25 protein-coding genes are annotated in these 23,168 nt (G+C 39.2%); 20 read left to right on the top strand and 5 right to left on the bottom strand.

The genetic code is table 11. The features are described from left to right. The 5 genes from H3T44_RS01580 to H3T44_RS01560 all read left to right on the top strand — a co-directional run bounded on the left by H3T44_RS01580 (nucleotide 1) and on the right by H3T44_RS01560 (nucleotide 4,905). A complete protein-coding gene (locus H3T44_RS01580; RefSeq protein WP_155569788.1) occupies nucleotides 1-579 on the top strand; it encodes a DUF2612 domain-containing protein in 579 nt (192 codons plus the stop codon). Continuing rightward, a complete protein-coding gene (locus tag H3T44_RS01575) occupies nucleotides 580-2,046 on the top strand; it encodes a hypothetical protein (RefSeq protein WP_198195725.1) in 1,467 nt (488 codons plus the stop codon). It begins immediately after the preceding gene. A 101-nt stretch (nucleotides 2,047-2,147) separates the two neighbouring features. Continuing rightward, nucleotides 2,148-2,960, top strand: coding sequence for a glycine-rich domain-containing protein (locus H3T44_RS09170; protein ID WP_198195724.1), 813 nt, complete (start codon nucleotides 2,148-2,150; stop codon nucleotides 2,958-2,960). 22 nt (nucleotides 2,961-2,982) lie between these two features. Continuing rightward, complete coding sequence (locus tag H3T44_RS01565) at nucleotides 2,983-3,819, top strand: hypothetical protein (RefSeq protein ID WP_198195723.1); 837 nt, start codon at nucleotides 2,983-2,985, stop codon at nucleotides 3,817-3,819. Nucleotides 3,820-3,864: 45 nt separating this feature from the next. After that, the gene (locus H3T44_RS01560; RefSeq protein WP_198195722.1) at nucleotides 3,865-4,905 is read left to right on the top strand and encodes a tail fiber domain-containing protein; all 1,041 of its coding nucleotides are present in this window, start codon (nucleotides 3,865-3,867) and stop codon (nucleotides 4,903-4,905) included. Here the strand turns inward: H3T44_RS01560 and H3T44_RS01555 are convergent. Continuing rightward, nucleotides 4,856-5,032: a hypothetical protein gene (locus tag H3T44_RS01555; protein WP_198195721.1), complete on the bottom strand. Its 177-nt coding sequence runs from the start codon at nucleotides 5,030-5,032 to the stop codon at nucleotides 4,856-4,858. The two genes, H3T44_RS01560 and H3T44_RS01555, sit on opposite strands and share 50 nt — an antisense overlap. Nucleotides 5,033-5,039: 7 nt before the next feature. Here H3T44_RS01555 and H3T44_RS01550 point away from each other — a divergent pair, with 7 nt between their 5' ends. From H3T44_RS01550 to H3T44_RS01500, 11 genes are all read left to right on the top strand, one after another. Then, nucleotides 5,040-5,309: a hypothetical protein gene (locus H3T44_RS01550; RefSeq protein WP_198195720.1), complete on the top strand. Its 270-nt coding sequence runs from the start codon at nucleotides 5,040-5,042 to the stop codon at nucleotides 5,307-5,309. A 114-nt stretch (nucleotides 5,310-5,423) separates the two neighbouring features. Then, on the top strand, nucleotides 5,424-5,609 hold the full coding sequence (locus H3T44_RS09060; protein WP_232347510.1) for a hypothetical protein: 186 nt from the start codon (nucleotides 5,424-5,426) through the stop codon (nucleotides 5,607-5,609). Beyond that, on the top strand, nucleotides 5,536-6,672 hold the full coding sequence (locus tag H3T44_RS01545; protein WP_232347500.1) for a CotH kinase family protein: 1,137 nt from the start codon (nucleotides 5,536-5,538) through the stop codon (nucleotides 6,670-6,672). The genes H3T44_RS09060 and H3T44_RS01545 overlap by 74 nt, the downstream gene beginning before the upstream one ends. Nucleotides 6,673-6,837: 165 nt before the next feature. Further along, a complete protein-coding gene (locus H3T44_RS01540; protein ID WP_198195718.1) occupies nucleotides 6,838-7,953 on the top strand; it encodes an ImmA/IrrE family metallo-endopeptidase in 1,116 nt (371 codons plus the stop codon). A 61-nt stretch (nucleotides 7,954-8,014) separates the two neighbouring features. Further along, a complete protein-coding gene (locus H3T44_RS01535) occupies nucleotides 8,015-8,482 on the top strand; it encodes a hypothetical protein (RefSeq protein WP_198195711.1) in 468 nt (155 codons plus the stop codon). 180 nt (nucleotides 8,483-8,662) lie between these two features. Then, nucleotides 8,663-8,917: a hypothetical protein gene (locus H3T44_RS01530; RefSeq protein WP_198195709.1), complete on the top strand. Its 255-nt coding sequence runs from the start codon at nucleotides 8,663-8,665 to the stop codon at nucleotides 8,915-8,917. 279 nt (nucleotides 8,918-9,196) lie between these two features. Continuing rightward, nucleotides 9,197-9,469, top strand: a complete 273-nt coding sequence (locus H3T44_RS01520) for a hypothetical protein (protein ID WP_198195707.1) — start codon at nucleotides 9,197-9,199, stop codon at nucleotides 9,467-9,469. An 18-nt stretch (nucleotides 9,470-9,487) separates the two neighbouring features. Further along, the gene (locus H3T44_RS01515) at nucleotides 9,488-9,841 is read left to right on the top strand and encodes a hypothetical protein (RefSeq protein WP_198195705.1); all 354 of its coding nucleotides are present in this window, start codon (nucleotides 9,488-9,490) and stop codon (nucleotides 9,839-9,841) included. Beyond that, complete coding sequence (locus H3T44_RS01510) at nucleotides 9,838-9,999, top strand: hypothetical protein (RefSeq protein WP_196424674.1); 162 nt, start codon at nucleotides 9,838-9,840, stop codon at nucleotides 9,997-9,999. Before H3T44_RS01515 ends, H3T44_RS01510 begins: the two co-directional genes overlap by 4 nt. Nucleotides 10,000-10,068: 69 nt before the next feature. After that, a complete protein-coding gene (locus H3T44_RS01505) occupies nucleotides 10,069-11,139 on the top strand; it encodes a DUF262 domain-containing protein (RefSeq protein ID WP_198195703.1) in 1,071 nt (356 codons plus the stop codon). A gap of 6 nt (nucleotides 11,140-11,145) precedes the next feature. Further along, nucleotides 11,146-11,976, top strand: coding sequence for an MAE_28990/MAE_18760 family HEPN-like nuclease (locus H3T44_RS01500; protein WP_198195701.1), 831 nt, complete (start codon nucleotides 11,146-11,148; stop codon nucleotides 11,974-11,976). On the opposite strand, the gene H3T44_RS01495 is transcribed toward H3T44_RS01500, so the two are convergent. Beyond that, nucleotides 11,921-12,988, bottom strand: a complete 1,068-nt coding sequence (locus H3T44_RS01495) for a DNA cytosine methyltransferase (protein ID WP_198195699.1) — start codon at nucleotides 12,986-12,988, stop codon at nucleotides 11,921-11,923. The genes H3T44_RS01500 and H3T44_RS01495 overlap by 56 nt on opposite strands. Before the next feature lie 423 nt (nucleotides 12,989-13,411). Here H3T44_RS01495 and H3T44_RS01490 point away from each other — a divergent pair, with 423 nt between their 5' ends. Then, the gene (locus H3T44_RS01490) at nucleotides 13,412-13,930 is read left to right on the top strand and encodes a hypothetical protein (protein WP_198195697.1); all 519 of its coding nucleotides are present in this window, start codon (nucleotides 13,412-13,414) and stop codon (nucleotides 13,928-13,930) included. Between the two features lie 227 nt (nucleotides 13,931-14,157). On the opposite strand, the gene H3T44_RS01485 is transcribed toward H3T44_RS01490, so the two are convergent. Further along, on the bottom strand, nucleotides 14,158-14,601 hold the full coding sequence (locus H3T44_RS01485) for a GNAT family N-acetyltransferase (protein WP_155569389.1): 444 nt from the start codon (nucleotides 14,599-14,601) through the stop codon (nucleotides 14,158-14,160). A gap of 191 nt (nucleotides 14,602-14,792) precedes the next feature. Here H3T44_RS01485 and H3T44_RS01480 point away from each other — a divergent pair, with 191 nt between their 5' ends. The 3 genes from H3T44_RS01480 (at nucleotide 14,793) to xylB (ending at nucleotide 19,708) form a co-directional block, all read left to right on the top strand. Next, a complete protein-coding gene (locus H3T44_RS01480) occupies nucleotides 14,793-16,091 on the top strand; it encodes an SEL1-like repeat protein (RefSeq protein WP_198195695.1) in 1,299 nt (432 codons plus the stop codon). A 152-nt stretch (nucleotides 16,092-16,243) separates the two neighbouring features. Beyond that, the gene (locus tag H3T44_RS01475; RefSeq protein ID WP_198195694.1) at nucleotides 16,244-18,211 is read left to right on the top strand and encodes a tetratricopeptide repeat protein; all 1,968 of its coding nucleotides are present in this window, start codon (nucleotides 16,244-16,246) and stop codon (nucleotides 18,209-18,211) included. A 42-nt stretch (nucleotides 18,212-18,253) separates the two neighbouring features. After that, nucleotides 18,254-19,708, top strand: coding sequence for a xylulokinase (gene xylB / locus H3T44_RS01470; protein WP_198195693.1), 1,455 nt, complete (start codon nucleotides 18,254-18,256; stop codon nucleotides 19,706-19,708). 69 nt (nucleotides 19,709-19,777) lie between these two features. Here the strand turns inward: xylB and H3T44_RS01465 are convergent, their stop codons facing one another. Next, nucleotides 19,778-21,142 (bottom strand): AarF/ABC1/UbiB kinase family protein, encoded by a 1,365-nt coding sequence (locus tag H3T44_RS01465; protein ID WP_198195692.1) that lies wholly within the window; start codon nucleotides 21,140-21,142, stop codon nucleotides 19,778-19,780. Further along, nucleotides 21,143-22,966 (bottom strand): M3 family oligoendopeptidase, encoded by a 1,824-nt coding sequence (locus H3T44_RS01460; protein WP_198195691.1) that lies wholly within the window; start codon nucleotides 22,964-22,966, stop codon nucleotides 21,143-21,145. Nucleotides 22,967-23,168 lie beyond the last annotated feature (202 nt).

The following is a 23,168-nucleotide window of genomic DNA, read 5'->3' as shown; positions in this document are numbered from 1 at the left end:
ATGACAGCTTATGACAATAGTTTTACTGATCTAATCACCTCGGAACATCAGGACAAACCAAAGTTTGTTCAAACAGTTGCCTTTTCATGCCAGGGTTTTGCAGATTTAGTCAATCTCTGTGAAAGAGCCTATAAATATTATGATTTGGACACGGCGACTGGAACACAACTTGATGCTGTTGGAATGTGGGTTGGATTATCTCGATATGTCGCACTTGATATTGAGGCTTTTTTTTCATGGGATACGGAAAAATTGGGATGGGATGAGGGCATATGGTGGGAAATTGGTAATGCAAAAAATGAAATCGCAAAATTATCCGATAATATCTACAGGACTTTTATAAAATTAAAAATAGCTTGCAATCATTGGGATGGAACGCTTCCAGGTGCAATAAATATCATTAATTACGCGATTAAGCCGAATGGGTATGTTGCTGATATTGAAGAAAATAATATGAGTGTGACCTTTTTGATAAAAGGTTCAGTTTCAAAAATATGCAGGTCAATGATTGAAAACAATTATTTGCCTTTAAAACCTGCTGGGGTAAATGTCATATACAAATTTGAGGAAAACCAATAAATGGTAAAAAATAATATTTATCCTTGGGCACAAGGAATAAATGCCAATGTTCTGACAGATGAAGAATATGTTGATTCACTATCAACAAATGGAATATATGAAAATGGTGTGAAATCAGGAATTGCATCATCTTCACAAATAAACAAAACATTGAGACAGGCTACAGTTCCAGCATCCGGTCTGTCACAATTTATTGTAGATACTTTAGATATTGATGTGAATGATAATGACTCTATTAATATATTTTCAGATAGAATAACGAATTCCATCTTGAAATTGGCACAGATAAACCCCTTTAACCAATCTTTTGCAAATGCTATCGGTGGATATAGAAAATATGCAATTGTTAGTGGTGATAACAATAATTTTTGGGTTTCCACAAAAGATAATAATCTAACCACTCCTGGAAATGTAAATTCTGATTGGGTAAATTTATTTGATAGTGCTATAAAATGGGCTAATTCAGAATTTTTAAGATTAAAATCAGAAACCAAACAAGAGGTTAAAAGTGATGTTAAATTTTCCAAATTATTGGAAACCGACAATCAGACGGTAAACGGCAATATCGACATACGCGGTATCGAGAAATCCGATGGCAAGACGAACATCAGCAAGATGATCCATCTATGGATCAGAGATGACGTGTCAGGATGGATGAATGTCGAGGAGATAATCGGTGACAGAACCAATATTGTTCTAGGTGTGAAAGGTGGTGGGACAACCGGCTATTTTCGTCTCAGCAATCTTGGAGATTTCTCATGCGATTCGATAACAGCGGGCATGATAAACGCATCTGGAAATATTCATGCAGGCAGTGCCGACATATCCGGTAAAATGAATGCCAACACCATTGAGACGCCTGGTGACATCACCATCAATTCCGGAAACAGGACATGGGATGATGGCGGACATTTCAATGGAAACGCACTGTTCTGCAAAAAAGATGACGGCCTGTTTTATAAATTATGGTTCTATGATCAGCTGAATGTTGGAAGCATGGTGAAACTGAGCGTCAATGACAAGTATGAGTATCATTTTCGTGACAATGGAACCATTGATGCCAAGGAGTTCAACGGGGTTTCGATGTCCTCATTTTGCGCCGACCTTGCGGAATACTATATTGCCGACGAGAGATATGATCCCGGAACGCTTGTGAGAATAGGCGGTGAGAAAGAGATAACGAGAGCCTCCATAGGGGGCTTTTTTTATGGGGTAATCTCAACAGCCCCAGCCTATGTGATGAATACGGCAATCAGGGACGAGAGGAACGCGTTGCCGGTCGCACTGGCAGGCCGTGTTCCCGTTCTCATGACAGGCATGATCGACAAGGGTGATCCCATAACCATTTCGGAAATATCCGGTGTGGCCAGAAAAGCGGGAGACGGTGAGAAACATATCGGATTTTCCATGGAAAACAGTCATGAAACGTCAATCCGTCATGTCGAGTGCGTTATCAAACAGAACTAGGGTGGGAAACAATGCACAACTATGAGGGAAACACACTTTTTATCAACGGTATTTTTTATGCGGATGATTACAACGAGGTCGTTCGCAAATACCGTAGGGAGATGGACGGCTTCGACCATTACATGATCAGGAAGGGCGACCTGATAACGGCGGATATCCTGAATGACCTGAGCAACGGGGTGAGAAACTACGCGTCCCAGAACGGATACAGTATCGGGAAGACACCGCGTGTGCTGGTGGCCGGCGTTGACCTGATACCGAAGATGGAATGGGGAGAGGCGATATGGAATGATCAGCCTGTAATTGAACTGACAGCCGGCCAGTATGACTACGTCATTCCCAAGGGATGCCGCAAGATGAAAATCGGATGGCTGATTGCCGGTGGCGGCGGTGGCGGTGGCGGTGAAGAGGGCGGCGGTGGCAAATCTGGCGGTGGCGGCGGTTCAGGCGGTTACCGGCAGGATATCGTTCATGACGTGATGCCCAACCAAAAGGTTTTTTTACAAATCGGGGGCGGTGGAATTGGCAATTATGAGGCGGGGGGCAATGGTGGTGACAGTTTTGTAAGGATTGATGAAACAGAGATACTCAGGGTGACAGGTGGTGGCGGTGGAAACACACCCTATGCCGGAGGCGGCATATTGGACACGGCTGGTGGCAAGGGGGGAAGTCCCAATGGTGCAGACGGGGGACATGGTGTCGATAACGCCACAGAGGATGATCACCTTGGGGGTGCGGGTGGCAGCACACCGCTTGGAAAAGGTGGAACACCGGACTGGGCGGACAAGGCACAATCGGGTTCCGGTTACGGAGCCGGTGGTGCGGGTGGATGCACCAGGGACAGACAGAAACCCCATACATGGCAGGGAGGTGATGGAACAACAGGTTACATAAAATTCCAGTTCACACGTTAACTAGAAAATCAGGATATAAATAATGGTGTATGATTTTTCAAAAAGCCAAAAAAATACAAAGATGACTATACCTTATCAAGATGAATCCAAAGATACCGCAACGGATAAAGACAAACCAAACAATATACAGAATAACAAGGAAACAGATGTTTCACAGACAGATCGTGAAATATTTGAATTGCCTGGCGGATGTCTTGGGAGTACCAGACTGAGACTGTCATGCAAGGGGCCAACAGAAAAGAAATTCTACAGTTTTTCTGTAAAGAACCGCATGCTTGCGGATGACAGGATTGCATCGGTGAAGGTTGGGCCTGCCAGTGACAGCAAGGTAACGGCTGACAAATACACATTTCAGGACCAGACTTTCACGGTTCGACTGAGTGGCGGTGAGTTGAACTCGAATGTTCCCGTTCGTTGCGAGATAACGACAGAACATGAGGAAACGCTTGATTTTGTCTGTATTCTTCCCATTCGCGAGGAGGGAATACTTTACGAAAATCAGGACGGTATTGTTGTCGTTATGGGGGCTACAGGTGTCCGTGGCAACGGTATTCGCTCCATCGCGATGGGCAATGATGCCAATCTTGAATTCTCAATGGATGACGGGACAGTCATCAGTGTGGATACGGGACTGTTCAAGGACGATAACGGACAGATCGTGGCGATTGATCAGGTCGCGTCATTGCCTGATGACTTTTCAGTCAACGGAAGCGTTTTCCTCGCACCGGACAGCTATGTTAACGGTGGCAAGCCCATGCCGAAAGGATTGTCCCTGGACGGCAATATCGTTCTTACGGACGGCAGTGTCCATTACAGACACAGCATGAACAATGGCGGCGTTCTCTGCTCGCCAGACTGACATGCAGACCTAAAATCTTTCAATAAAATCAAACAGGATATTAAAATGGCTAACAATTCTCCAAAAGACCTTGATCTTTCCGCATGTACCGTTTCAATTGATGGTGGAGTCACACCAAAGACAATCTCTGAAGTCGCCAAAACGGTAAATGATATAAACGGCAATATCGCCAATATCAATGCGGCGGCTAATGAGGCGAAGAAGGGTGTTGACGATATCAACCAGAGGATAAATCCAAATACCTATTTCACGAAGGACGGAGCGAACAAACCTCTTGGAACCACAATTCTTGATAAAACCGGTCAGTTCACCTATCCGCCTCCAAAAACCGATGACGGTTTCACCTGGATCAATGCGGGTCTGAGAGCAATAAATGATGATTATACACAGGATTATGAACCCAATCCAAATTCCAGGGAAATTCACATGCAGTATTCCGTGAACTCCGATGGGAATGAGGGAAACAACAAGACTTTTGTCAACACGATATGGTCGGACGGAACCAATGCGAATTTCGCTTTCGGGGCCATTTCCTTCCATCCCCTCAATGATGGCGGCGGTGATCTGGGACGTGCGGGGAATTCATGGAACAATGTTTTCACAAAGACCGCACCAAACGTGACCTCGGACAAAAATGTCAAGACCGTCACATCCATCCTTGATGAGAAAGCCGGAAATTCAGACAAAAAACTGATGGATGCCCTGTATAATGTCAATGCTGTCAATTACAGGCTGAATGACGCGATAAAAGAGAAGGGTGAGGACAAGGCGCGTGTCCATACAGGTTTTATCGCGCAGGATATCGAAAAGGCTATCATGGATGCCGGACTTGATCCATCCGATTATGCCATGTGGACGCAGGATGCATCACCTGAATTCAGGGTGGTGGATACAGGCGAGAGGGATAAAAACGGGAACCCGATCCTCAAGTCTGTCCAGGAAATGCCAAAGGATGAGAAAGGGAATGTCATTTCACGCCAGAACCTGAGATATACAGAGGTTCTTTGCATGCTTTTCGCCGCACAGAAACAGAAGATCAACGATCTCGAGGCACGTCTGGTGAAACTTGAGGGCAAATCAAAATGAGCCGGTTTGACATGACACAGGGTCTCGCGAAAGGATCGCTGGGACAGGAAATGACAGGCGGGCAGATTGTCGACCGTCTGTCTGCCGGCATACCGGTTGAAAACAGGATCGTGAATGATCCGGCCATTACCCTGATGTTCCCGAAAGCGGGAGAGATCAGCTATCGTCTACTGTTCCGGAAAGCGTGCAGTATTTCACTCGGTAAAGGGCAGGAGAGCCAGCTGCAACGCATGACAGTCATTCTCCAGCAACCCTGTGAGGGGGATTGCGAGGTTGAGTTCGATGCATCTGTCAGATGGCATGATAAACAGCCTTTTATCGATACAAGGGCGGGTTCGGTGACTATTGTCGAATTCATGTCTGACGGTATTGGAAATTATTATGGAAGGTTGATCTATGGCTGATCTGGATAAACAACCAACGACAGGATTTGTCAATAACGGCAGCCTTGTCCAGTATGGAAATGACAACACGGCGGGTGACTGGGACTATATCGTGATATCGAAACCGGACAGGCCATGGAGGGTCTCTATCAGGGGGGACATTCCGGCAAGCAAGGACGGTGTGGACATGAGTGTTTCCGTTTTCGAGGGAACAATACCCCTGTTTTCCTCGACAGGAACATGGAAACTGCAGGGACAGACAAGCCTGAACGCCACCAAGAAAAACTTCAAGATAAAGTTCAGGAATGCGGAGACAGGTAAAAAACTAAAGGTGAAAATCGGGGACTGGGCCCCGATGAACGGTCTTGTCCTGAAAGGCTACGGAACAGACAGAACCCTGCTCAGGGATATCGTCACAACCGAGATATGGCGTAATTTCCATCGGGATGAGGCGGGTCTGCTTGCACCGGCCTCAGCCTATTCCTATTATGACAGGGACAATCTCGGCATGAGAACATCAGCGCTGTTTTCAACCGACGGTTTTCCATGCGAGCTGTATCATGACGGGGAATTCCTTGGGATGTATATAATAAGGTCGGACAATGACAATGACCAGTACCTGATTGATTCATCGAACCCGGGGCATTTTCTCGCCCAGCCAGATCATGCCAGCACGTTCTGGACAGACGGGAACTACAATCCTCAAGAATGGGAAATAAACTCGCCCGATCCGAACACGGATGACAGTGTCAGTTTCCTGAAAAGATTCCTGCGATGGTCTTCGGACTGTATCGCGGGCAGGGTGAGCATGAGGGAGACATATAGGGAATATATCGATCTTGAATGTTTCATTGACTATATCCTGCTCTGCGAGGTCTGTTTTTCCCCTGACAGTCTGGTGAACAATTTCATGCTGTGCAGCTGGAATGCCACGCCGGCATCGGGTGTAACGTATATATATCCATACGATGAGGACCAGACATTCGGTATTGTCGATCAATATCTGAGTGCGGATGACAGTGATCCTTTCAGGATTGGATGGATAACCAAACGTGACAGGATGATTGACGGGCAGGATCCGGTATTCTTTGAAACAATCCATAACTGTTTCACGCCGGAAATACGGGCGAGATGGCGTTACCTTAGGGACACGGGAAAGATATCCCACGAAACATTTTCAAAAATCATCAAGGACAAATCAGACCTTATCAATCCGGACATGATAAAAAAAGACCTTGATTTGTGGATCATGAACGCGGAGGTCGGACTGGGAAATGGCAAGGTCATTTCAGATGATGGAAAGAAATGGTCGGTGAATTTCATCCTTAATTTCGCCAAACGCCGTATCCAGTGGCTTGATCAGCAATTCAGGTATTACGGATAGGAGGGAATTGCCTGGAGATATCATCTGGTAACATTTTGTTTCCAGGCAATAATACCGGTTGTACAGGTTGTCATTCGGAAATATAATGAATGTTGTCTTTTAAATCAAACCTGTATTGATTTGGTTTGAATTTACTTATTTAAAAGTAAGATTATTTGAATGATCATGCATGGCCATAAACAGTTTAATCCCTATCGTTTGCATCTTGCAAGAAGTTGCAGGAATATCACGAAAAAGGATATTTCCAAGCTTATCAATGTATCATCCTCAACGCTGGCACGTCTCGAAAAAGGTTATGATGAGCCGAAAAAGGAAACAGTTCAGCTTTTGGTAAAGGCATTGAATTTTCCAGAAGCGTTTTTCTTTGACGGGATTGAAGAGGATCAGGATAAAGAATACCTGAATACAAAGGATTTAAGCTTTAGAAGCAACGCGACAATTCCCCGGAAAGACAGGAATGCAGCCTATTCAGCAAGAGGGTTGGCTTACATTGTGGATGAATGGTTGCAAAACAATTTCAATTTGCCGGATGTCAGGGTTCCAGACCTGTCTTGTGATCATGATCCTGTGACAGCATCCGAGCGTTTACGTTATGACTGGGGATTGGGAAATCTTCCCTTGCCAAATTTAATGGAATTGCTGGAATCCATGGGAATAAGAATATTCGCTTTTTCTAGGGATACAGATGCAATCGACGCTTTTTCATGCTGGAATAATGGAATACCCTATATATTCGTAAATACAGATAAAAATGCGGAACGAATTCGATTCAATTTATGTCATGAATTGGGGCATCTTGTTTTGCATCGCCACATACATGTAGATGGACAGGATAGGATTACTGTTGATATCGAGAAGGAAGCCCATTTATTTGCAGGTAATTTTCTAATGCCTGAAGCAGATATACGTTCCTGTATTCCTAATGGCGTGGTCATTAATTACCTAATTAAAGCCAAACAAAGATGGAAAGTTTCAGTTGCGGCTTTGGCTTATCGCATTCGAAAGCTTGGATTGTTATCAGAATGGCATTACCGTAATATGGTCAATGAAATGCAGGCAAGGAATTATGGAAAGAGTGAACCCAATCCTGTAAAGCGTGAATATTCCTTATTGTGGGAAAAAATATTTACCATGCTTTGGAGAGATAAAATAACAAGGGAAGAATTGTCCAAGAAACTCAATATTCCCTATCATGATTTCAATGATCTTGTGTTTGGCCTGTTAAATATCAAGAAATACATGATTAAAGAAAATGGATCCAACATAATTTCTCAATGTTGATTCTAGATAGTTATTAAAACGTTTTTTTATTAGAAAACCTATTGCAAGGATATAGTCAATCATGAGAAAGTTAATGGCAATTCTGTTCATGATATTATCAACATTTGTTTTATCATCATTTACAGATGTAAAACCTGACAATTTCTTTTTGAACACGTGTTTCACGGTTTCTTCAATTGTATTCTCTGTAGGTTTAAGCGTGATTGTAACATTCAATCTAACAGGAATAAAAAACAGGTATTATATCGAGAAAATAAGAGATGCTATTCACAATATGAGAAACAAATTCATATCTTATTTTTCCATGGTTGTAATTATTTACCTATTTGGTAATTACATGAATATCAATGATATCAAGATCATTTCCATTTCCGGTTTTGATATAATGTTTGATTTATCAACTTTCTTTTGCATGATGATAATATTGTCTGTTGCCTATTTTATAGTCAATTTCCTGGAAATACAAAAACTCAATGAAGATATTTTTGACAGGGTTAACAGGGAATTATCTGAAAATGAAAACAAATAATATGTTTAAAGGAAATCACCTTTAAGGCAAATAAAATCAAGGATTTTGTAGCAAAAAGTGATGATAAGGAAATCACCTATCAACATAGTGATAAAATACATAATTTAAAAAATTAATACTAAAAGCAAATGCGAACCACCTTAACGGGTGGTTTTTTCATGTCCGGAAAAGGAAAGACAGATGGCAAATATAATACTTATTATCAAGTCCGTATGCTCTTTTTTATGGAAAGGGAAAGGGTTGATCATGGCTGGACTGATTTACCTGACAGGACGAAGGGCGGCGAATAGGAACAACCTGATCAGGACACGGGATGAAGTCATCAGGAATGACCGGCAGACCCTTCGGACTGTTCAGGCAATGCAGCAGGCAGCCAATCATTCACCTGGGAATAAGGAAGAGCTGGAAGATGTGCTGGAGAAAGGGAAATTCTGATGAAACCCATTATTTTACTCGCGGCGGTTTTTCTTGCGGCATGCTCGTCATCGCCACGCGTTGTCTACCGGATTGAATGCCCGCCGTTGAGGGATTACACGCCCCAGTCACAGGAAAAGCTGTCCAGCGAGATCAAGGCGTTAAAACCTGACAGCGAGATCATACGTTACCTGCTGGATTACAAAAGACAGCGTGACATGATCATGGCATGCCAGAACACCAGAGATACCAGCCACCGCTAGGGTGGTTTTTTTATGTTCAAAGAAAAGGAGAGAACAGATGGATTTTTTTACCGAGCTTCTACAATATATCATCAATGTCCTGCCCAGCAATACGGCGGGTGACGTTATCGCGGTTGTCACTTTCATCGTGACCCTGTGCACCCTTGTCATACGGTTCTGGAAAGAGCCTGATCCAAAAAGCGGATTGCATAGGCTGTGGTCTATCATTCATCTTCTGGCCTCTTTCAGGCTGCCAGACAGGCAGGCTGGAAAAGATGGAAAGAACGGGGATGGCACCAATGGAAAACAGGCGACACCAAAAACATCGTAACCATTGCCTTGGCGAGTGGTGGAGCTCGATACTGCTGGTCATGACGGGAATATATGCCCTTGCATATTTCATGGCCGGCAGCATCTTTCACTGTTCGTTCGTCAATGGGTTCAGGGCTATCCTTCCGGCCTGTATTTGGGAAGGGTCATTCATACTTACAGGGACGCTGCAGCTTGTTTCATTGATGTGCGGAAGTTTCAGGGGAAGGGGTGTGGCCTCTTTTCTGGCGGCATCCCTTTTCATATGGGGGGTGCTGAACATGCTTGTCTACGAGAGGCACTGGCATTTTGGCATTGTCGCCTGGGGAACATTCGCTCTCGTGAACCTTTACACCCTGGCAAGAATACTGGCGGGGGTCATAAGGGATCATGAATACAGTCTATGAGTTTTGCAAATGGTGGTGGCTGAACAATTGTGAGTGGATCAGGATTCATGATCCATGGGTCATTCCGATCATAGCGATCTGCATACCGTTAAGCATGGTCATTCACGCCATCTGTGCCATTATCAGGATTTGGCGGGGGAAGTGATTTAATATTGATAAATTTGAAAAGTTATTTAAAAATATGTGAAATGATTTTTCCTCAAGGATACTCTTAATGAAACAAAAGAAAGAACATAAAATAAGTGAAAGTGGTAAAGAACAAGCTGAGAATCAAATTATAGATTTTACAAAATCAATTGAGCATTCTATTTCAGAATTTACAGTTGAAATTTTGAAAAATAAACTTGATAGAGGTGACTTTTTTATTCCAGCATATCAAAGAGAATTTACGTGGGATAATGCACGTCAAAGTAGATTTATTGAGTCGATTTTAATGGGATTACCAATTCCCTTTTTATTTTTTTGGGAAGATCCTGAATCAGGTATACTTGAAATTGTAGATGGGTCACAAAGATTGAGAACTTTACAAAGTTTTATGGATAATAAATTAATTCTTAATAACTTGGAAAAATTAGATTTATTAAATAATTTTGTTTATAATAATTTAAAAGAATCCAGACAACGAAAATTTAAAAATAAATCAATTCGTGGTATTATTTTAACTGAAAAGACAGATCTTATAGCTCGATTTGATTTATTTAGTCGCATTAATACGGGTAGTAAAATCGCAAATCCTGCTGAAATCAGACGGGCCGTTTTGTCTGGTCCATTTATGGATATGATTATTGAATTATCAGAAGATAATATTGTTAAAATAATGATACCTGCAAAGGAAAAAAGTATAAAAGAACGAATAAGAGAAGAATTAATTACACGTTTTTTTGCGTATGGAGACGGTTTAGAAAGTTATAAGGATAGACCGAGTGATTTTTTATTTAATTATGTAAATAAAATGAATTTAAAATTTCAAGAAAATAATAGCCTTAAAAAAGAATATAAAGATCGGTTAATTAAAATTTTTTCATTTGTTAAGCAATATTTTCCTTGTGGATTTAAGAAAAGAGAAAAAGATAGCTCAATACCACGAGTAAGGTTTGAAAGCATTGCTTTGGGAGTTTTTAAGGCTTTACAAGAAAAACCTAAATTAAAACCAGATAAAGAATTAATAGAATCAATATTTGACTCAGCGAACTTCAAAAAAGAAATACGTTCTGATGGAGCTAATTCTATAAATAGAATTAATGGTAGAATTAACGCTGTAAAAGATATTCTTTTACAAGGATAGTTTTTTATGAGTATTCTTCGAGATATTTTTCAAGATAGAAAAAATGAAATAGATGGATATATAAGACTCTTAAAAAATATTGATCCTCGTGAAAAGGATCTTAATGCAATTGAAACGAAGCGACATCGCGAGCTTTTGGCTAGCCTTGAAATTGACACAGAGAAACGTTGTATACTTTTGGCTAGCCTTTTTATTTTAATGTATAATATGATTGAAGCTGTTATGTCTGAAGCATCTTCTTTTATAGTCGAAGAAATTTGTAAATTTTCAGAAAAAGTAAAAACAAATGGTAAAAAATTTCATGAATATTTAAATGATCCAATACGACATCAATGGATTTTATCCTGTTTTGATAATAACATTACTCATAATAGTAAAAGGCGAATTGAAGAATATGATAAATTGTATCAAGCTATTAATGCAAAAAAATTTATTTTTACCAAAATAAAGAAAAGTAGAAGTGGAAATTGGGATGATGAAACTATAGAAAAATTCGCTAAAGTAATTGGTGTCAAATTGAATATTTCTGATGAATTGAAACGAAAAGTTAAAGAAGTTTGTTTCGGTTATAAACAAAAAATTGGACAATATAAAACTAAACAAGTTGGAAATAAAACTAAACAAGTTGGAATAATTGGATATATAAGAGTACAAAGAAACAGACTTGCTCATGGAGAAATATCTTTTAGTGAATGTGGAAATATCCCTATTAGTTATATGAATGATATATATGAAACTTTAAAACGTTATCTGGACGAAGTTATAGGTGCTTTTGAAAATTTTATAGAACAAAAGGATTTTGTAGTGGATAAGAATATTTTTGAAGATGTTTCTTGATTGATATTGCGATTACCTCTGCTAGTTTAACAGGAACAGCGTTTCCTATGTGTTTTCCTGTGTTAAAGAAATTAATATGTTCTTGAGGGGAGATAAATTGATAACTATTTGGAAATGTTTGTAATAAAGCAGCCTCTCTTAAAGAAATAGCTCTATTTTGTTCGGGATGTCCAAACCTGCCTGTCCCGAGACGATAACTTTGTGTCGTAATAGTAGGGGCAACGTTATCCCAACTCATTCTACCATATACAGAAGAGTATGTTTTACCTGTTTCTTTTTTATGACATGCTAAAAGTAAATGTTTTGGCCAATCTTTCCATCCACCTCCTTCAGGTGTTGCTTTAATTCTTTTTAAATTGATTGGAGAAAGTTTACTGCATTTGTGAATAAAGTCTTTTTTATCACTCGTTCCATGTTTTATAGTTGGCAAATGTGCGATTGTGTCTCTGACTGTTATGTAGTTATTTTTGTGTGTTGGAGGTATTAAATCAAATTTACCTAATTTTGAGGCAACAATAACAAGACGTTTACGAGACTGTGGTACACCATAATCTGCACAATTAATGATTTTTTCAAATATGGAATAATTACATTTTTTTAAAATATGAATAAATTCTACATATTGAGGGTAGTTTTTTTTATATAAATCTGGCACGTTTTCCATAGAAACAATTTCTGGTTGAACTTCTTCAATAATCTGAGAAAAATATGTAAGTGTTTTATATCTAGGATCATTGTCTTTTTTAGATTTATAGGAATAGGTAGAATAAGGTTGACAAGGTGCACAACCGATTATAATTCGAATACTATCTTTTGGAAAAAGATTTGCAATATCTTTAGGAACAATTGATGCGATATCAGTGCAAATAAATCGAGCGTTATTATTGGTTTCATAAGCATATTTACATGAAGGATCATTGTCATAACCTGCTATGACTTTAATTCCTTGACGAACAAAACCATGGGTTATACCTCCTATGCCACAAAATAAATCAATTGCTATAATGTTCATATTGTTAGAATCTTATAAGTTTTTAAAATTATAATTAATAAATTTAACATATTCTATTTGGGTTTGTACAGTATTTAATGATTAATGTTTTTTATTTTATATGAAAATTGCTAAGTTTATCAGATTAAATTTATAGAAAAAATGAACCCGTAAAATAGAATAATTTTAAAGAAACTTTTTCATCCACAAGTAAGTTAATCAAGGTGCATTTGGAACAGCTTGGATACTCAATGGAAAATTTGTTCCAAATAACAAATATAAATGAAGACGAATTAAGAATAATGTATGGATTAACTGAAAAACCAAGAATTAAATTGAAACTGATTGTAAATAATTAAGTTAATTGTTTATTTTTCTTTCTTACCCACCCATTGAGGTGGGTTTTTTATTATCCATTTCCCATTCTAAAAAGGAAAAATCATCATGACAAAAACCACAGGTGGAATTTATCTGAACCATTTGAAACATGAGGTGATAACACCAGCCCTGAACTATATAAATCTTGGTGGACAGAGGGCGATCAATCAGATAACTGGAACTTTTCTGGTTGAGGGATATGCATGCAACTATACATACCTCAGGCAGCTTGGCAAGGGTCCCGCATTGGGGCCATGTCAGATGGAGCCCGTGACCTATCATGATATCTGGGACAATTATCTCAACAATGCCAGAAGGAAGCCACTAAGAAGTCTTTTGATGCATATAGCTGGTGATTTTAACCTGGACAACAGGGGGATACCGAAACCCGAGACATTGACAGGAAACCTTTTCTTTGCCGCGGCCATGTGCCGCGTTTTCTATATCCGGATCAGGGAGATACTGCCAGATTCCAGGAATGCAACAGCGATGGCCCAGTATCACAAGAAGTACTACAATACGGCATTGGGAAAGGCGGATTGGCAAAAGAATACCGACCGTTTCCAGCAGGCCATTGATTGTTAGGAATTATATGTTTTATTCTTCAAATAAAGAAGCATTTATAGGCTTCTAAAATATCTTTAAAATAAAAAAAACAAGCTTTTTCATTTCGGGGTATAATGTGGGGTATAAATAAGATAAAAATATTAAATTTATTTTATTTATCAAATTGTTATTTGTTTAATTCGTCGGACACCTTCTCCGCCATTCAATAAATTGTTATCCTGTATAGTTGCATATCTTTAGAATAATTATTCAATTGAATTATATTTAAAATTAAAATCTTTCAATGCGATTTGCATTGGAATAAATGGTATATTTTTTTTAATGAATTTTTCTCCAGACAAATAAAAATCAAATTTTTTATAAAATTCAACCGCGGTTATTCTTGCATTCAGCGTCACAAATTCAATTTTCTTTTGTTTCAGATCATTAAGAACAGTTGTGAAAAGTTTTGTTCCAATACCTTTTCTTTGAAAAGAGGGGGAAGTTGCAAATTTACGTATTTGATAATTGTTTTGCAATTTTGGATAAATGGAAAAACAGCTGACAACCTGGTTATCAAGAATATATCCAACATGTTTTGAATATTGATCTTCTGGGTCAATACATTCCTCCACTGTTAATGAAGGCCATAAGACTTTCTGTCTGAGAGGAAGACAATCTTCAAGAGAAATTGGTTTAATATTTTTCATGATCAAATTTTCTTAAAAATTCAAATTGGATGATTCATAGGAAATATAAAGTTGTTACTGAACAAGAGGCAAGTATTAATTTAGTGTGAACAAGTATTTTCGAATTATAAATAACTAATTTTACTATTGATTATCTTCGTTTTCAGAATTATTTTGGATCTAAACATTCAATTTGAATCGATAGGGTTCATATGATTTTTTTTATAATTATTCTTTTATGTACAGGTTTCATTGCATTATTTTATATAATCAATAAATCCAATAATAAAAAAAATCATCGGATACAAACTGAAACTTCACCTGCAATACGAAACAATCCTGTTGATATAGGTTTAATGTATTTTAACGGGGATGGTGTTTCACAAAATTACAAACAAGCCTTGGAATATTTTGAAAAAGCTGCTGCATCGGGATATGCGCAAGGTATTTTGTATAAGGCTATAATTTATTACGAAGGTTTGGGTGTTAAAGCTGACGTTGAAAAAGCTTTTGAATTGTTTGAAAACGCGGCCCAAAAAGGTAATACAAAGGCAATGATGATACTGGGGCAGATTTATATGGATGCCCAAATTGTCGAGCAAAATTATCAAAAGGCCAATGAATATTTTTTAATGGCCGCCCGTCAGGGTGAGGGTGAGGCTTTATTCAATCTAGGTTTAATCTATCTTGATGGTAAGGGTGTTGATAAGGATTATAGTAAAGCAAGAGTTTATTTCGAACAGGCCGCCCAAAAAGGTAATATGGAGGCAAAAACTAATCTGGCGTTCATCTATATGAATGGTCAAGGTGTTTCGAGGGATCTTGAAAAAGCACGTGAATATTTTGAACTGTCTGCTAATCAGGGAGATCGTAAAGCGGAATATAATCTAGCTTTGATGTATTGGAATGGTGAAGGTGGAGAAAAAAATACTAATAAAGCCAGAGGATATTTTGAGAAAGCCGCCTATCAGGATGACGTTGAGGCACAATATTTTGTAGCCAATATGTACTTTACTGGAAATACGGTCGAATTAGATTATAAGAGGGCTTTCAGCTTTTATAACAAGGCCGCGATGCAGGGTTACGTCAAGGCGCAATTCATGCTTGGACAAATGTATGAGGAGGGTAAGGGTGTCCTCCAGAATATTGACAAAGCCGTGTATTGGTATGAACAGGCAGCCGATCAAAATGATATGAATGCTCAATATAATTTGGGATATCTTTATTTAACTGAAAAGACATCAAGAATAAATCTTCAAAAGGCCTATGATTATTTTAAAAAAGCTGCGGAACAAGGTTATGTTTTGGCTCAATTTAATTTGGGGGTCATGTATTATAAGGGAGATGGTGTTATCCAGGATAATCATAAGGCTGCGGCATGGTTTCAAAAAGCTGCCGATCAAAATCATAAAAAATCACAGTTAATCCTTGGAAAAATGTATCTAGAGGGAAGAGGAATACCTCACGATCATCAAAAAGGGATGGAGCTAATTCGATTAAGCGAAACATGATATCTGTAACTGGTATATTTCATTATCAGGTTTCAAGATGAGATAAAGCGGAATCCGAGCCTTTAATAAATTGATTTGTTAAGTTTATTTTATCGATTAAATTCTTTATAATTCAGCCTTAATTCATTTTCTTTTTTGTTATTGTTGGGTTTATGTCCAGATCTAAGATTGCCTTTATCGGTAAAAGTGCAGCAGTAATTTGCATAATTTTTGTGTTTTTGTGCATTTGTTTCTATAAAACGATTCGTCAGGGATTTATTGAGGCACAATTTAATCGTGCAAATCTTTATATGCAGGGTGAGGGTACGTCTCAGAACTATAAAAAAGCACGTGAATATTTTGAGCAATCAGCTGAGGCGGGAAATGTCGAGGCTCAATATATGCTGGGTGTGATGTATGAATATGGCGAAAACACCGAGCAGAATTATCAAAAAGCTATTCAGTTATATCGCAAGGCAGCCCGTCACGGATATGTAAAGGCCCAATATGTACTTGGCAATATGTATAAGAATGGCAAGGGGGTAAAAAAAGATCTTTCACGTGCAATTCGCTGGTATCAAACCGCTGCAGACAAGGGGGAGACAAATGCGCAGTATCAATTGGGTATCATTTATCTTGAGGGAAATGATAGAAATGTAACTAAAGGTATAGAACTGATCAAAAAATCTGCCGATCAGGGAAATATTCATGCCTTGTATTTTCTTGGAAATCTTTATCTGGAAGGGAAATATATTACAAAAAGTCCGAAATTGGCTCAACGATGTTTTGAACAGGCCGCCTATAAAGGTTATGCTGACGCCCAATATAAACTTGGCAATATGTATGAAAACGGGACTGGGGTTGATAAAGAATATTCCAAGGCTCTTTATTGGTATGAAAAAGCCTCGAAAAAGAATGTGACAGCTCAATACAATCTCGCAATGATGTATATGGTGGGTAAAGGGGTTAATCCAAATTCGCAATTGGCATTATCTTTATTGCAGCAGGCTGCTGAAAAAGGATATTCGGAAGCACAATATAAATTGGCGATTTTGTATGAAGAGGGAAAAATTGTTTCCCAGGATTATTCCAAGGCACTGAACTGGTTCAACATGGCGGTCAATTCCGGAAATAATGACGCAATTTATGCCCTGGGGGAATTATATCTGGAAGGAAGAGGGGTTAACAAGGATTTTCAGAAAGCCTTTGACCTTTTTAAAAAAGCGGCACAGGCAGGAGATAGTAAGGCACAATTTCAATTGGCCACTATGTATGAAAAAGGCAGCGGAATTCCGAAAGACCCGTCAGCAGCTGTTGATTGGTATAAAAAATCTGCAATACAGGGGAACGCTCAGGCGCAATTCTATCTGGGTAAATTATATGAACAGGGATTTTTCATAGAAAAAAATTATGATCAGGCCAAATTCTGGTTTGAAAAGGCTGAAGCGCAAAATAATATCCATGCGATCTATACTCTAGGTTTGATGTATGAAACAGGTCAAGGGGTGAAAAGGGATATCAATAAGGCCATTCTATACTATCAAAAGGGTGCAAATCAGGGAGATGCACAAACCCAGTTTGTTTTGGCAGAATTATATAAAAATAATGATCAGATTGACAAGAACTACTCCAAGGCCATTTATTGGTTTAAGGAGGCGGCTGAACAGGGAAAAATAAAGGCTTATTATAATCTGGGTCAACTTTATGAGAATGGATTGGGGGTTCAAAAAGATGACAGTCAGGCTTTCCAATATTATATGCAAGGCACTGCGGCAGGAGATCTGGATTCCCAATTCATTCTTGCCAAGATGTATTATAAGGGGGTTGGTACAAAAAAAGACGTATCTGAGGCAATTAAACTATTTGATATCTTGGCTAGTAATGGAAATTCCGAAGCGGCCCGTCTTTTGGGACAGATATATCTGACTGGACAGGATGTTAAGAAGGATATTGGCAAGGCAGAATATTATTTGCAAAATTCTGTTAAGGAAGGAAATGCCCAGGCCATGTATAATCTTGGAATGGCTTTTCTGTCTGGTAAGGATTTTCCAAAGAATAAGGGGAAGGCTAAAAAACTTTTGAATGAAAGTTGCAATAAGGGATTTTCAAATTCCTGCGTCACGCTTGGAACAGTCAAATAAGTGATATTATTTTTGTATTATATTTCATTATAAAGGATGGTTATGTATATCGGGATTGACCTTGGAACATCAGGTATTAAAGGTATTTTATTGAATGATAACCATCAGATTGTCGCCAGCCATACTGAAAAACTGAAAGTTTATCGTCCCCATCCCCTTTGGTCAGAACAAAATCCAATTGATTGGTGGGAGGCGACAGACAAGGTTTTTTTGTCACTATCGAGTCAATATTCCTTGAAAGATGTAAAAGCCATAGGGTTGACGGGTCAAATGCATGGGGCAGTTTTGCTGGATAAAAATGGTAAAATATTGCGACCTGCTATTTTATGGAATGATGGGCGTAGCTATCGGGAGTGTAATGAAATTGAGGAGAATGTACAAAATTCAAGAGAGATAACAGGCAATATACTGATGCCTGGTTTTACCGCACCCAAGATAGCTTGGGTTCGCAAACATGAGCCGGAAGTATATCAACAAATTGATAAAGTCCTATTACCCAAGGATTATCTTCGCTGGTTGATAACGGGAATTTATGCATCTGATATGTCTGATGCATCTGGAACTATGTGGCTTGATGTCAAAAATCGTCAATGGAATGATGATTTATTAAAGGCATGTGGGTTGACGCGAAAAAATATGCCTCAATTGTTTGAAGGCAATCAGGCAACCGGAACGGTTAAACCTGAATTAGCGCAACGATGGGGAATGACTTCAAAAGCTTCGGTTATTGCCGGTGGTGGTGATAATGCCGTTGGAGCAATTGGGGTTGGTATCTGGCGAAAAGGTCAGGCTATGCTTTCTTTGGGAACATCCGGGGTATATTTTGTAGCAAGTGATGGGTTTTTGAATAATTGTAAACAGGCTGTTCACAGTTTCTGTCATGCATTGCCGAACACCTGGCATCTAATGTCTGTTATGCTGAGTGCTTCTTCCTGTTTGGATTGGGCTGTTCGGATTATGGGAATTCAGACAGTGCCTAAATTGTTGGAAATGGCAGGACAGGCCTCTTCAATTCCATCATCCGTTATTTTTCTTCCCTATCTTTCGGGTGAGCGAACGCCTCATAATAATCCCCAGGCAAATGGAATGTTGTTTGGCTTAACCCATCAACATGATCGGAAGGATATAGCCAAGGCAGTAATAGAGGGGGTAAGTTTTGGATTGGCGGAGGGTATGGAAGTTTTACATGCCACGGGTTTAAGGCCAGACCATATCAGTTTGATTGGCGGAGGGGCAAGAAGCTCTTTTTGGCGTCAATTGCTGGCTGATATTACAGGAGAAACGTTGCAATATCGTGAAGGTGGAGATGTGGGGCCAGCATTGGGTGCCGCAAGATTGGCAATGTTGAGTTGTCATCCAAATGTAGCATTTGGAGATTTATTGCCAGAATCTTCCATACAGGCAACCTATGTTCCCAATCAATCTGTAAGTGCGCAATATCAAGAAAAATATCAAAAATTCAAAAAATTATATCAGGCAGTTAAAGGTTTGTATTAAATCTTTTAACTGCCTGATATCTACAGTGATCTAGCAAATTCTCCATACTAAATCACTGTAGCCGTTATTCTATTCCAAAGGGGGAGGAACACGGGCCAATTCTATTGCCTTTTCCTGTTCCTGATCCAGTTTGTCAACATCAAAATCTGCAATGATTTCCTGAAATAATTGATGCCAGTTTAGTTTTGCATTTAATCTTGTAAATAAACTTCCAAGTCCTATCGCAGAACGATCAACCAGAACAAATTCCCGTGGTGGTGTCACTCCCCCAGCCTGTTGAAGCCCTTTATGTACTTTATTGGCCAATTTACGTCCCAAATCCGGATCTGTATCATCTTGTATATAACGGTCTTTATCCTGGGTAAGGGGGGCATAGAGAAAACTTGCCCATTCATTTAGAACAGTCATTGTCTCTTTCGAAATATTTTTAAATCCCCATGAGGTATAGGCCTGATAGGCTAATTCCTCATTGTTAGTTTCTACGGCACGGCAAAGATCAATAACACCCTTGACAAATTTACCCTGAAAAATTCGTATCGAACCGAAATCAAGAAGACACAGTTGATTTTGATGATTGATAAGAAAATTTCCCATATGCGGGTCACCATGAATGACACCATATTGATAAAAAGGAATATACCAGGCTTTAAAGAGTGCGCGGGCAATATTGTTCCGATGAGCCTGATCTAATTCAGGTGTGATCAGGGATCTTAGATTCTTGCCCTCTATCCAATCCATGGTTATAAGACGTTCAGTGGAAAGATTTTCAATTATATTTGGTATAACTGTTGTGTCATTATTTTTGAGCATATAGGAGAAGAGTCTTAAATTGGCCGCTTCTCTTTTATAATCCAGTTCTTCCTGTAAACGTGTAACAAGCTCTTTGTAAACCTCGTCCTGTTTAATTGCATTGTCCAATCGATGGTATAAAGCAATTAATAGACGAAGTTGCTTAAGGTCTGATTCAACAGTGCTAATCATGTCAGGGTATTGTAATTTACAGGCAACTTCCCTTCCATCGTGCAATTTTGCCTTGTGGACTTGACCAAGACTGGCTGCGGCGACAGCTTCATGTGAAAATTCGTCAAAAGCGGTTTCCCAGTTCGGACCCAATTCTCCCCTCATGCGACGACGGACGAAAGACCATCCCATCGGAGGGGCATTTGATTGTAACTGCGCCAATTCATCGGCATATTCATCAGGCAGGACATTGGGAATGGTACTGATTAATTGCGCCACTTTCATCATGGGGCCTTTGAGATTCCCAAGAATGTTTTTCAACTCTTCTGCATGGGAAGCTTTGTTAATCGGTATTCCCATTTTTTCACCAGCCAACCGTGCGGCAATTCCCCCCACCGCCCGGGTAGAATTGACCATACGTTTCATTCCACTGAATAAACTGGTTTTATCAAGATTATCGTTATTATGTCCCATCTAAATTTGTTCCAGTTCATCTATGAAATCATTGATTACATTTAATCCTTTTTGCCAAAAGGCTGGATCAGAGGCATCCAATCCAAAAGGCGCCAAAAGTTCTTTATGACTTTTTGTTCCACCCGCCTTCAGCATTTCAATATAAAGGTCCTGGAAGTCGGGAAACCCTTCCTGATAGACATTATAGAGTGCATTTACCAAACAATCACCAAACGCATAGGCATAAACATAAAAAGGTGTATGGATGAAATGCGGTATATATGTCCAATATGTATTATAGTCTGGTGTAAATTCAAAAGCTGGGCCAAGGCTTTTTTGTTGCGTTTCAAGCCAGAGCTGACCAATTTGTTCAGGTAAAAGCTCGTTCTTACGTCTGGCTTCGTGAACCTTGCGTTCAAATTGATAAAATGCAATTTGTCTTACTACTGTGTTTAACATATCCTCAACCTTACGGCTTAAGAGAATATGACGATGTCTGGGATCTGTTTGGTTTTTTAAAAGGCTCTGGAAAGTCAGCATTTCTCCGAATACACTGGCTGTTTCAGCAAGGGTCAGCGGTGTATCAGATAGAATATATCCCTGTTTTGCAGCAAGAATCTGGTGAATTCCGTGCCCAAGCTCATGGGCCAATGTCATGACATCTCGGCTGCGACCATGGTAATTAAGAAGAATATAGGGATGAACCGATGGAACAGTGGGATGGGCAAAGGCACCAGAGGATTTCCCGGTACGTAGTGTGGCATCAATCCATGGATTATGTAAAAACTGATCAATCATTTTGCCCAGCCGAGGATCAAATTCATGATACGCTTGATAAACGATTGTCTTCGCGTCTCTCCAGCGTATAGGTTGATCATGATCTTCCGGTAAGGGAGCATTACGATCCCAATGATGTAATTTGTCTACACCCAGCCATTTTGCTTTTAAAAGATAGTAGCGGTGTGACAGATTTTGATAATTATTGGTAACAGCGGTAACCAGCGCATCAACGACACTGTCTTCAATCTGGTTATCACAATTTCGTTGTGAGTCTGGACGGGAAAAACCACGCCATTGGTCAGAGATTTGCTTATCCTTTGCCAGCGTATTTGTAATAATCGAGAAAAGTCTCAGATTTTTCGAAAATACCGAACTCAATCCCTGGGCTGCATCTTTTCTTTCTTTTGCCTGTGAAGATGATAATTTATTCAAAGCCTCACCTAAAGGGACGGTTTTATCTTTTAAGGGGATTTCCAGGGTCGCCAATGTTTCGTCATATAATCTTGACCATGCATTGGCTCCCGTAACTGCTTTTTCATGGAAAAGCTTTTCGATTTCATTACTTAACTGATAAGGGCGCAATATACGGATTTTATCAAGAAACGGTTTCCACTGCAGTAATTCGTTGTCCTGCATTTTATTCTTGACATTTTCCTCGCTAAGCTGGTTCAATTCCAAGGTAAAGAAAAGAAACTGCGTGCTTAATCCAGTTATTTTTTCATGGATATCCTGATAAAATTTGGTATTTTGAGGATTGGTCGAATCAGTTGCGAAAATCAGTTGAGCATAAGATCCAATTCTTCCCAATATTTCATTGATTATTTCATAACTTTTAAGAGCTTGGTTTAATTCCTGACTTGATGTCTGGGATAAATTTCCCTTCCATTTTTCAGAAAATTGTGTGATGAGGGTTTGAGCTTTTTGCAGATCATTCTTTAATTCTTGACAATCGGGTGATGGGTACAAATCTGTCAGGTCCCAAGAAGGAAGTTGATTCGATTTTTTCTTTTCGGATTTTAGTGTATTATGATTCGGTTGATTGGTGTGACAAGATGAATTAGACATTGTATCTCTGTTTGATTTAAATGAATGATCTTTTATATAAATGGATTTTATCGAATATTTCAGGCGATGAAAACAGACATTTGTTTTTTTGATCTATGAACTGGGATTGTTCATTTTAGTAGCCCATTTATTATGCTATATAATATAGCAAATACAAAGTCTTAATCTTGAATCAAATATAGAAATCATAACAAAATCAGAT

Origin of the sequence: Commensalibacter sp. M0355, from assembly GCF_016101365.1 — a bacterium.
Classification (GTDB): Bacteria; Pseudomonadota; Alphaproteobacteria; order Acetobacterales; family Acetobacteraceae; genus Commensalibacter; species Commensalibacter melissae.
The sequence above is the reverse complement of the archived record's forward strand: the minus strand, read 5'-3'. Positions and strand labels throughout refer to the sequence as shown.

Bases quoted from the DNA above. Each gene is read 5' to 3' on its own strand.
- H3T44_RS01550 (WP_198195720.1), top strand. From the start codon at position 5,040: ATGTTCCCGAAAGCGGGAGAGATCAGCTATCGTCTACTGTTCCGGAAA.
- xylB (WP_198195693.1), top strand. From the start codon at position 18,254: ATGTATATCGGGATTGACCTTGGAACATCAGGTATTAAAGGTATTTTA.
- H3T44_RS01505 (WP_198195703.1), top strand. From the start codon at position 10,069: ATGAAACAAAAGAAAGAACATAAAATAAGTGAAAGTGGTAAAGAACAA.
- H3T44_RS01510 (WP_196424674.1), top strand. From the start codon at position 9,838: ATGAATACAGTCTATGAGTTTTGCAAATGGTGGTGGCTGAACAATTGT.
- H3T44_RS01485 (WP_155569389.1), bottom strand. From the start codon at position 14,601: ATGAAAAATATTAAACCAATTTCTCTTGAAGATTGTCTTCCTCTCAGA.
- H3T44_RS01555 (WP_198195721.1), bottom strand. From the start codon at position 5,032: ATGGCCGGATCATTCACGATCCTGTTTTCAACCGGTATGCCGGCAGAC.
- H3T44_RS01540 (WP_198195718.1), top strand. From the start codon at position 6,838: ATGCATGGCCATAAACAGTTTAATCCCTATCGTTTGCATCTTGCAAGA.
- H3T44_RS01535 (WP_198195711.1), top strand. From the start codon at position 8,015: ATGAGAAAGTTAATGGCAATTCTGTTCATGATATTATCAACATTTGTT.
- H3T44_RS01565 (WP_198195723.1), top strand. From the start codon at position 2,983: ATGGTGTATGATTTTTCAAAAAGCCAAAAAAATACAAAGATGACTATA.
- H3T44_RS09170 (WP_198195724.1), top strand. From the start codon at position 2,148: ATGGACGGCTTCGACCATTACATGATCAGGAAGGGCGACCTGATAACG.
- H3T44_RS01475 (WP_198195694.1), top strand. From the start codon at position 16,244: ATGTCCAGATCTAAGATTGCCTTTATCGGTAAAAGTGCAGCAGTAATT.
- H3T44_RS01530 (WP_198195709.1), top strand. From the start codon at position 8,663: ATGGCAAATATAATACTTATTATCAAGTCCGTATGCTCTTTTTTATGG.
- H3T44_RS01560 (WP_198195722.1), top strand. From the start codon at position 3,865: ATGGCTAACAATTCTCCAAAAGACCTTGATCTTTCCGCATGTACCGTT.
- H3T44_RS09060 (WP_232347510.1), top strand. From the start codon at position 5,424: ATGGAGGGTCTCTATCAGGGGGGACATTCCGGCAAGCAAGGACGGTGT.
- H3T44_RS01480 (WP_198195695.1), top strand. From the start codon at position 14,793: ATGATTTTTTTTATAATTATTCTTTTATGTACAGGTTTCATTGCATTA.
- H3T44_RS01575 (WP_198195725.1), top strand. From the start codon at position 580: ATGGTAAAAAATAATATTTATCCTTGGGCACAAGGAATAAATGCCAAT.
- H3T44_RS01520 (WP_198195707.1), top strand. From the start codon at position 9,197: ATGGATTTTTTTACCGAGCTTCTACAATATATCATCAATGTCCTGCCC.
- H3T44_RS01500 (WP_198195701.1), top strand. From the start codon at position 11,146: ATGAGTATTCTTCGAGATATTTTTCAAGATAGAAAAAATGAAATAGAT.
- H3T44_RS01495 (WP_198195699.1), bottom strand. From the start codon at position 12,988: ATGAACATTATAGCAATTGATTTATTTTGTGGCATAGGAGGTATAACC.
- H3T44_RS01580 (WP_155569788.1), top strand. From the start codon at position 1: ATGACAGCTTATGACAATAGTTTTACTGATCTAATCACCTCGGAACAT.
- H3T44_RS01460 (WP_198195691.1), bottom strand. From the start codon at position 22,966: ATGTCTAATTCATCTTGTCACACCAATCAACCGAATCATAATACACTA.
- H3T44_RS01465 (WP_198195692.1), bottom strand. From the start codon at position 21,142: ATGGGACATAATAACGATAATCTTGATAAAACCAGTTTATTCAGTGGA.
- H3T44_RS01490 (WP_198195697.1), top strand. From the start codon at position 13,412: ATGACAAAAACCACAGGTGGAATTTATCTGAACCATTTGAAACATGAG.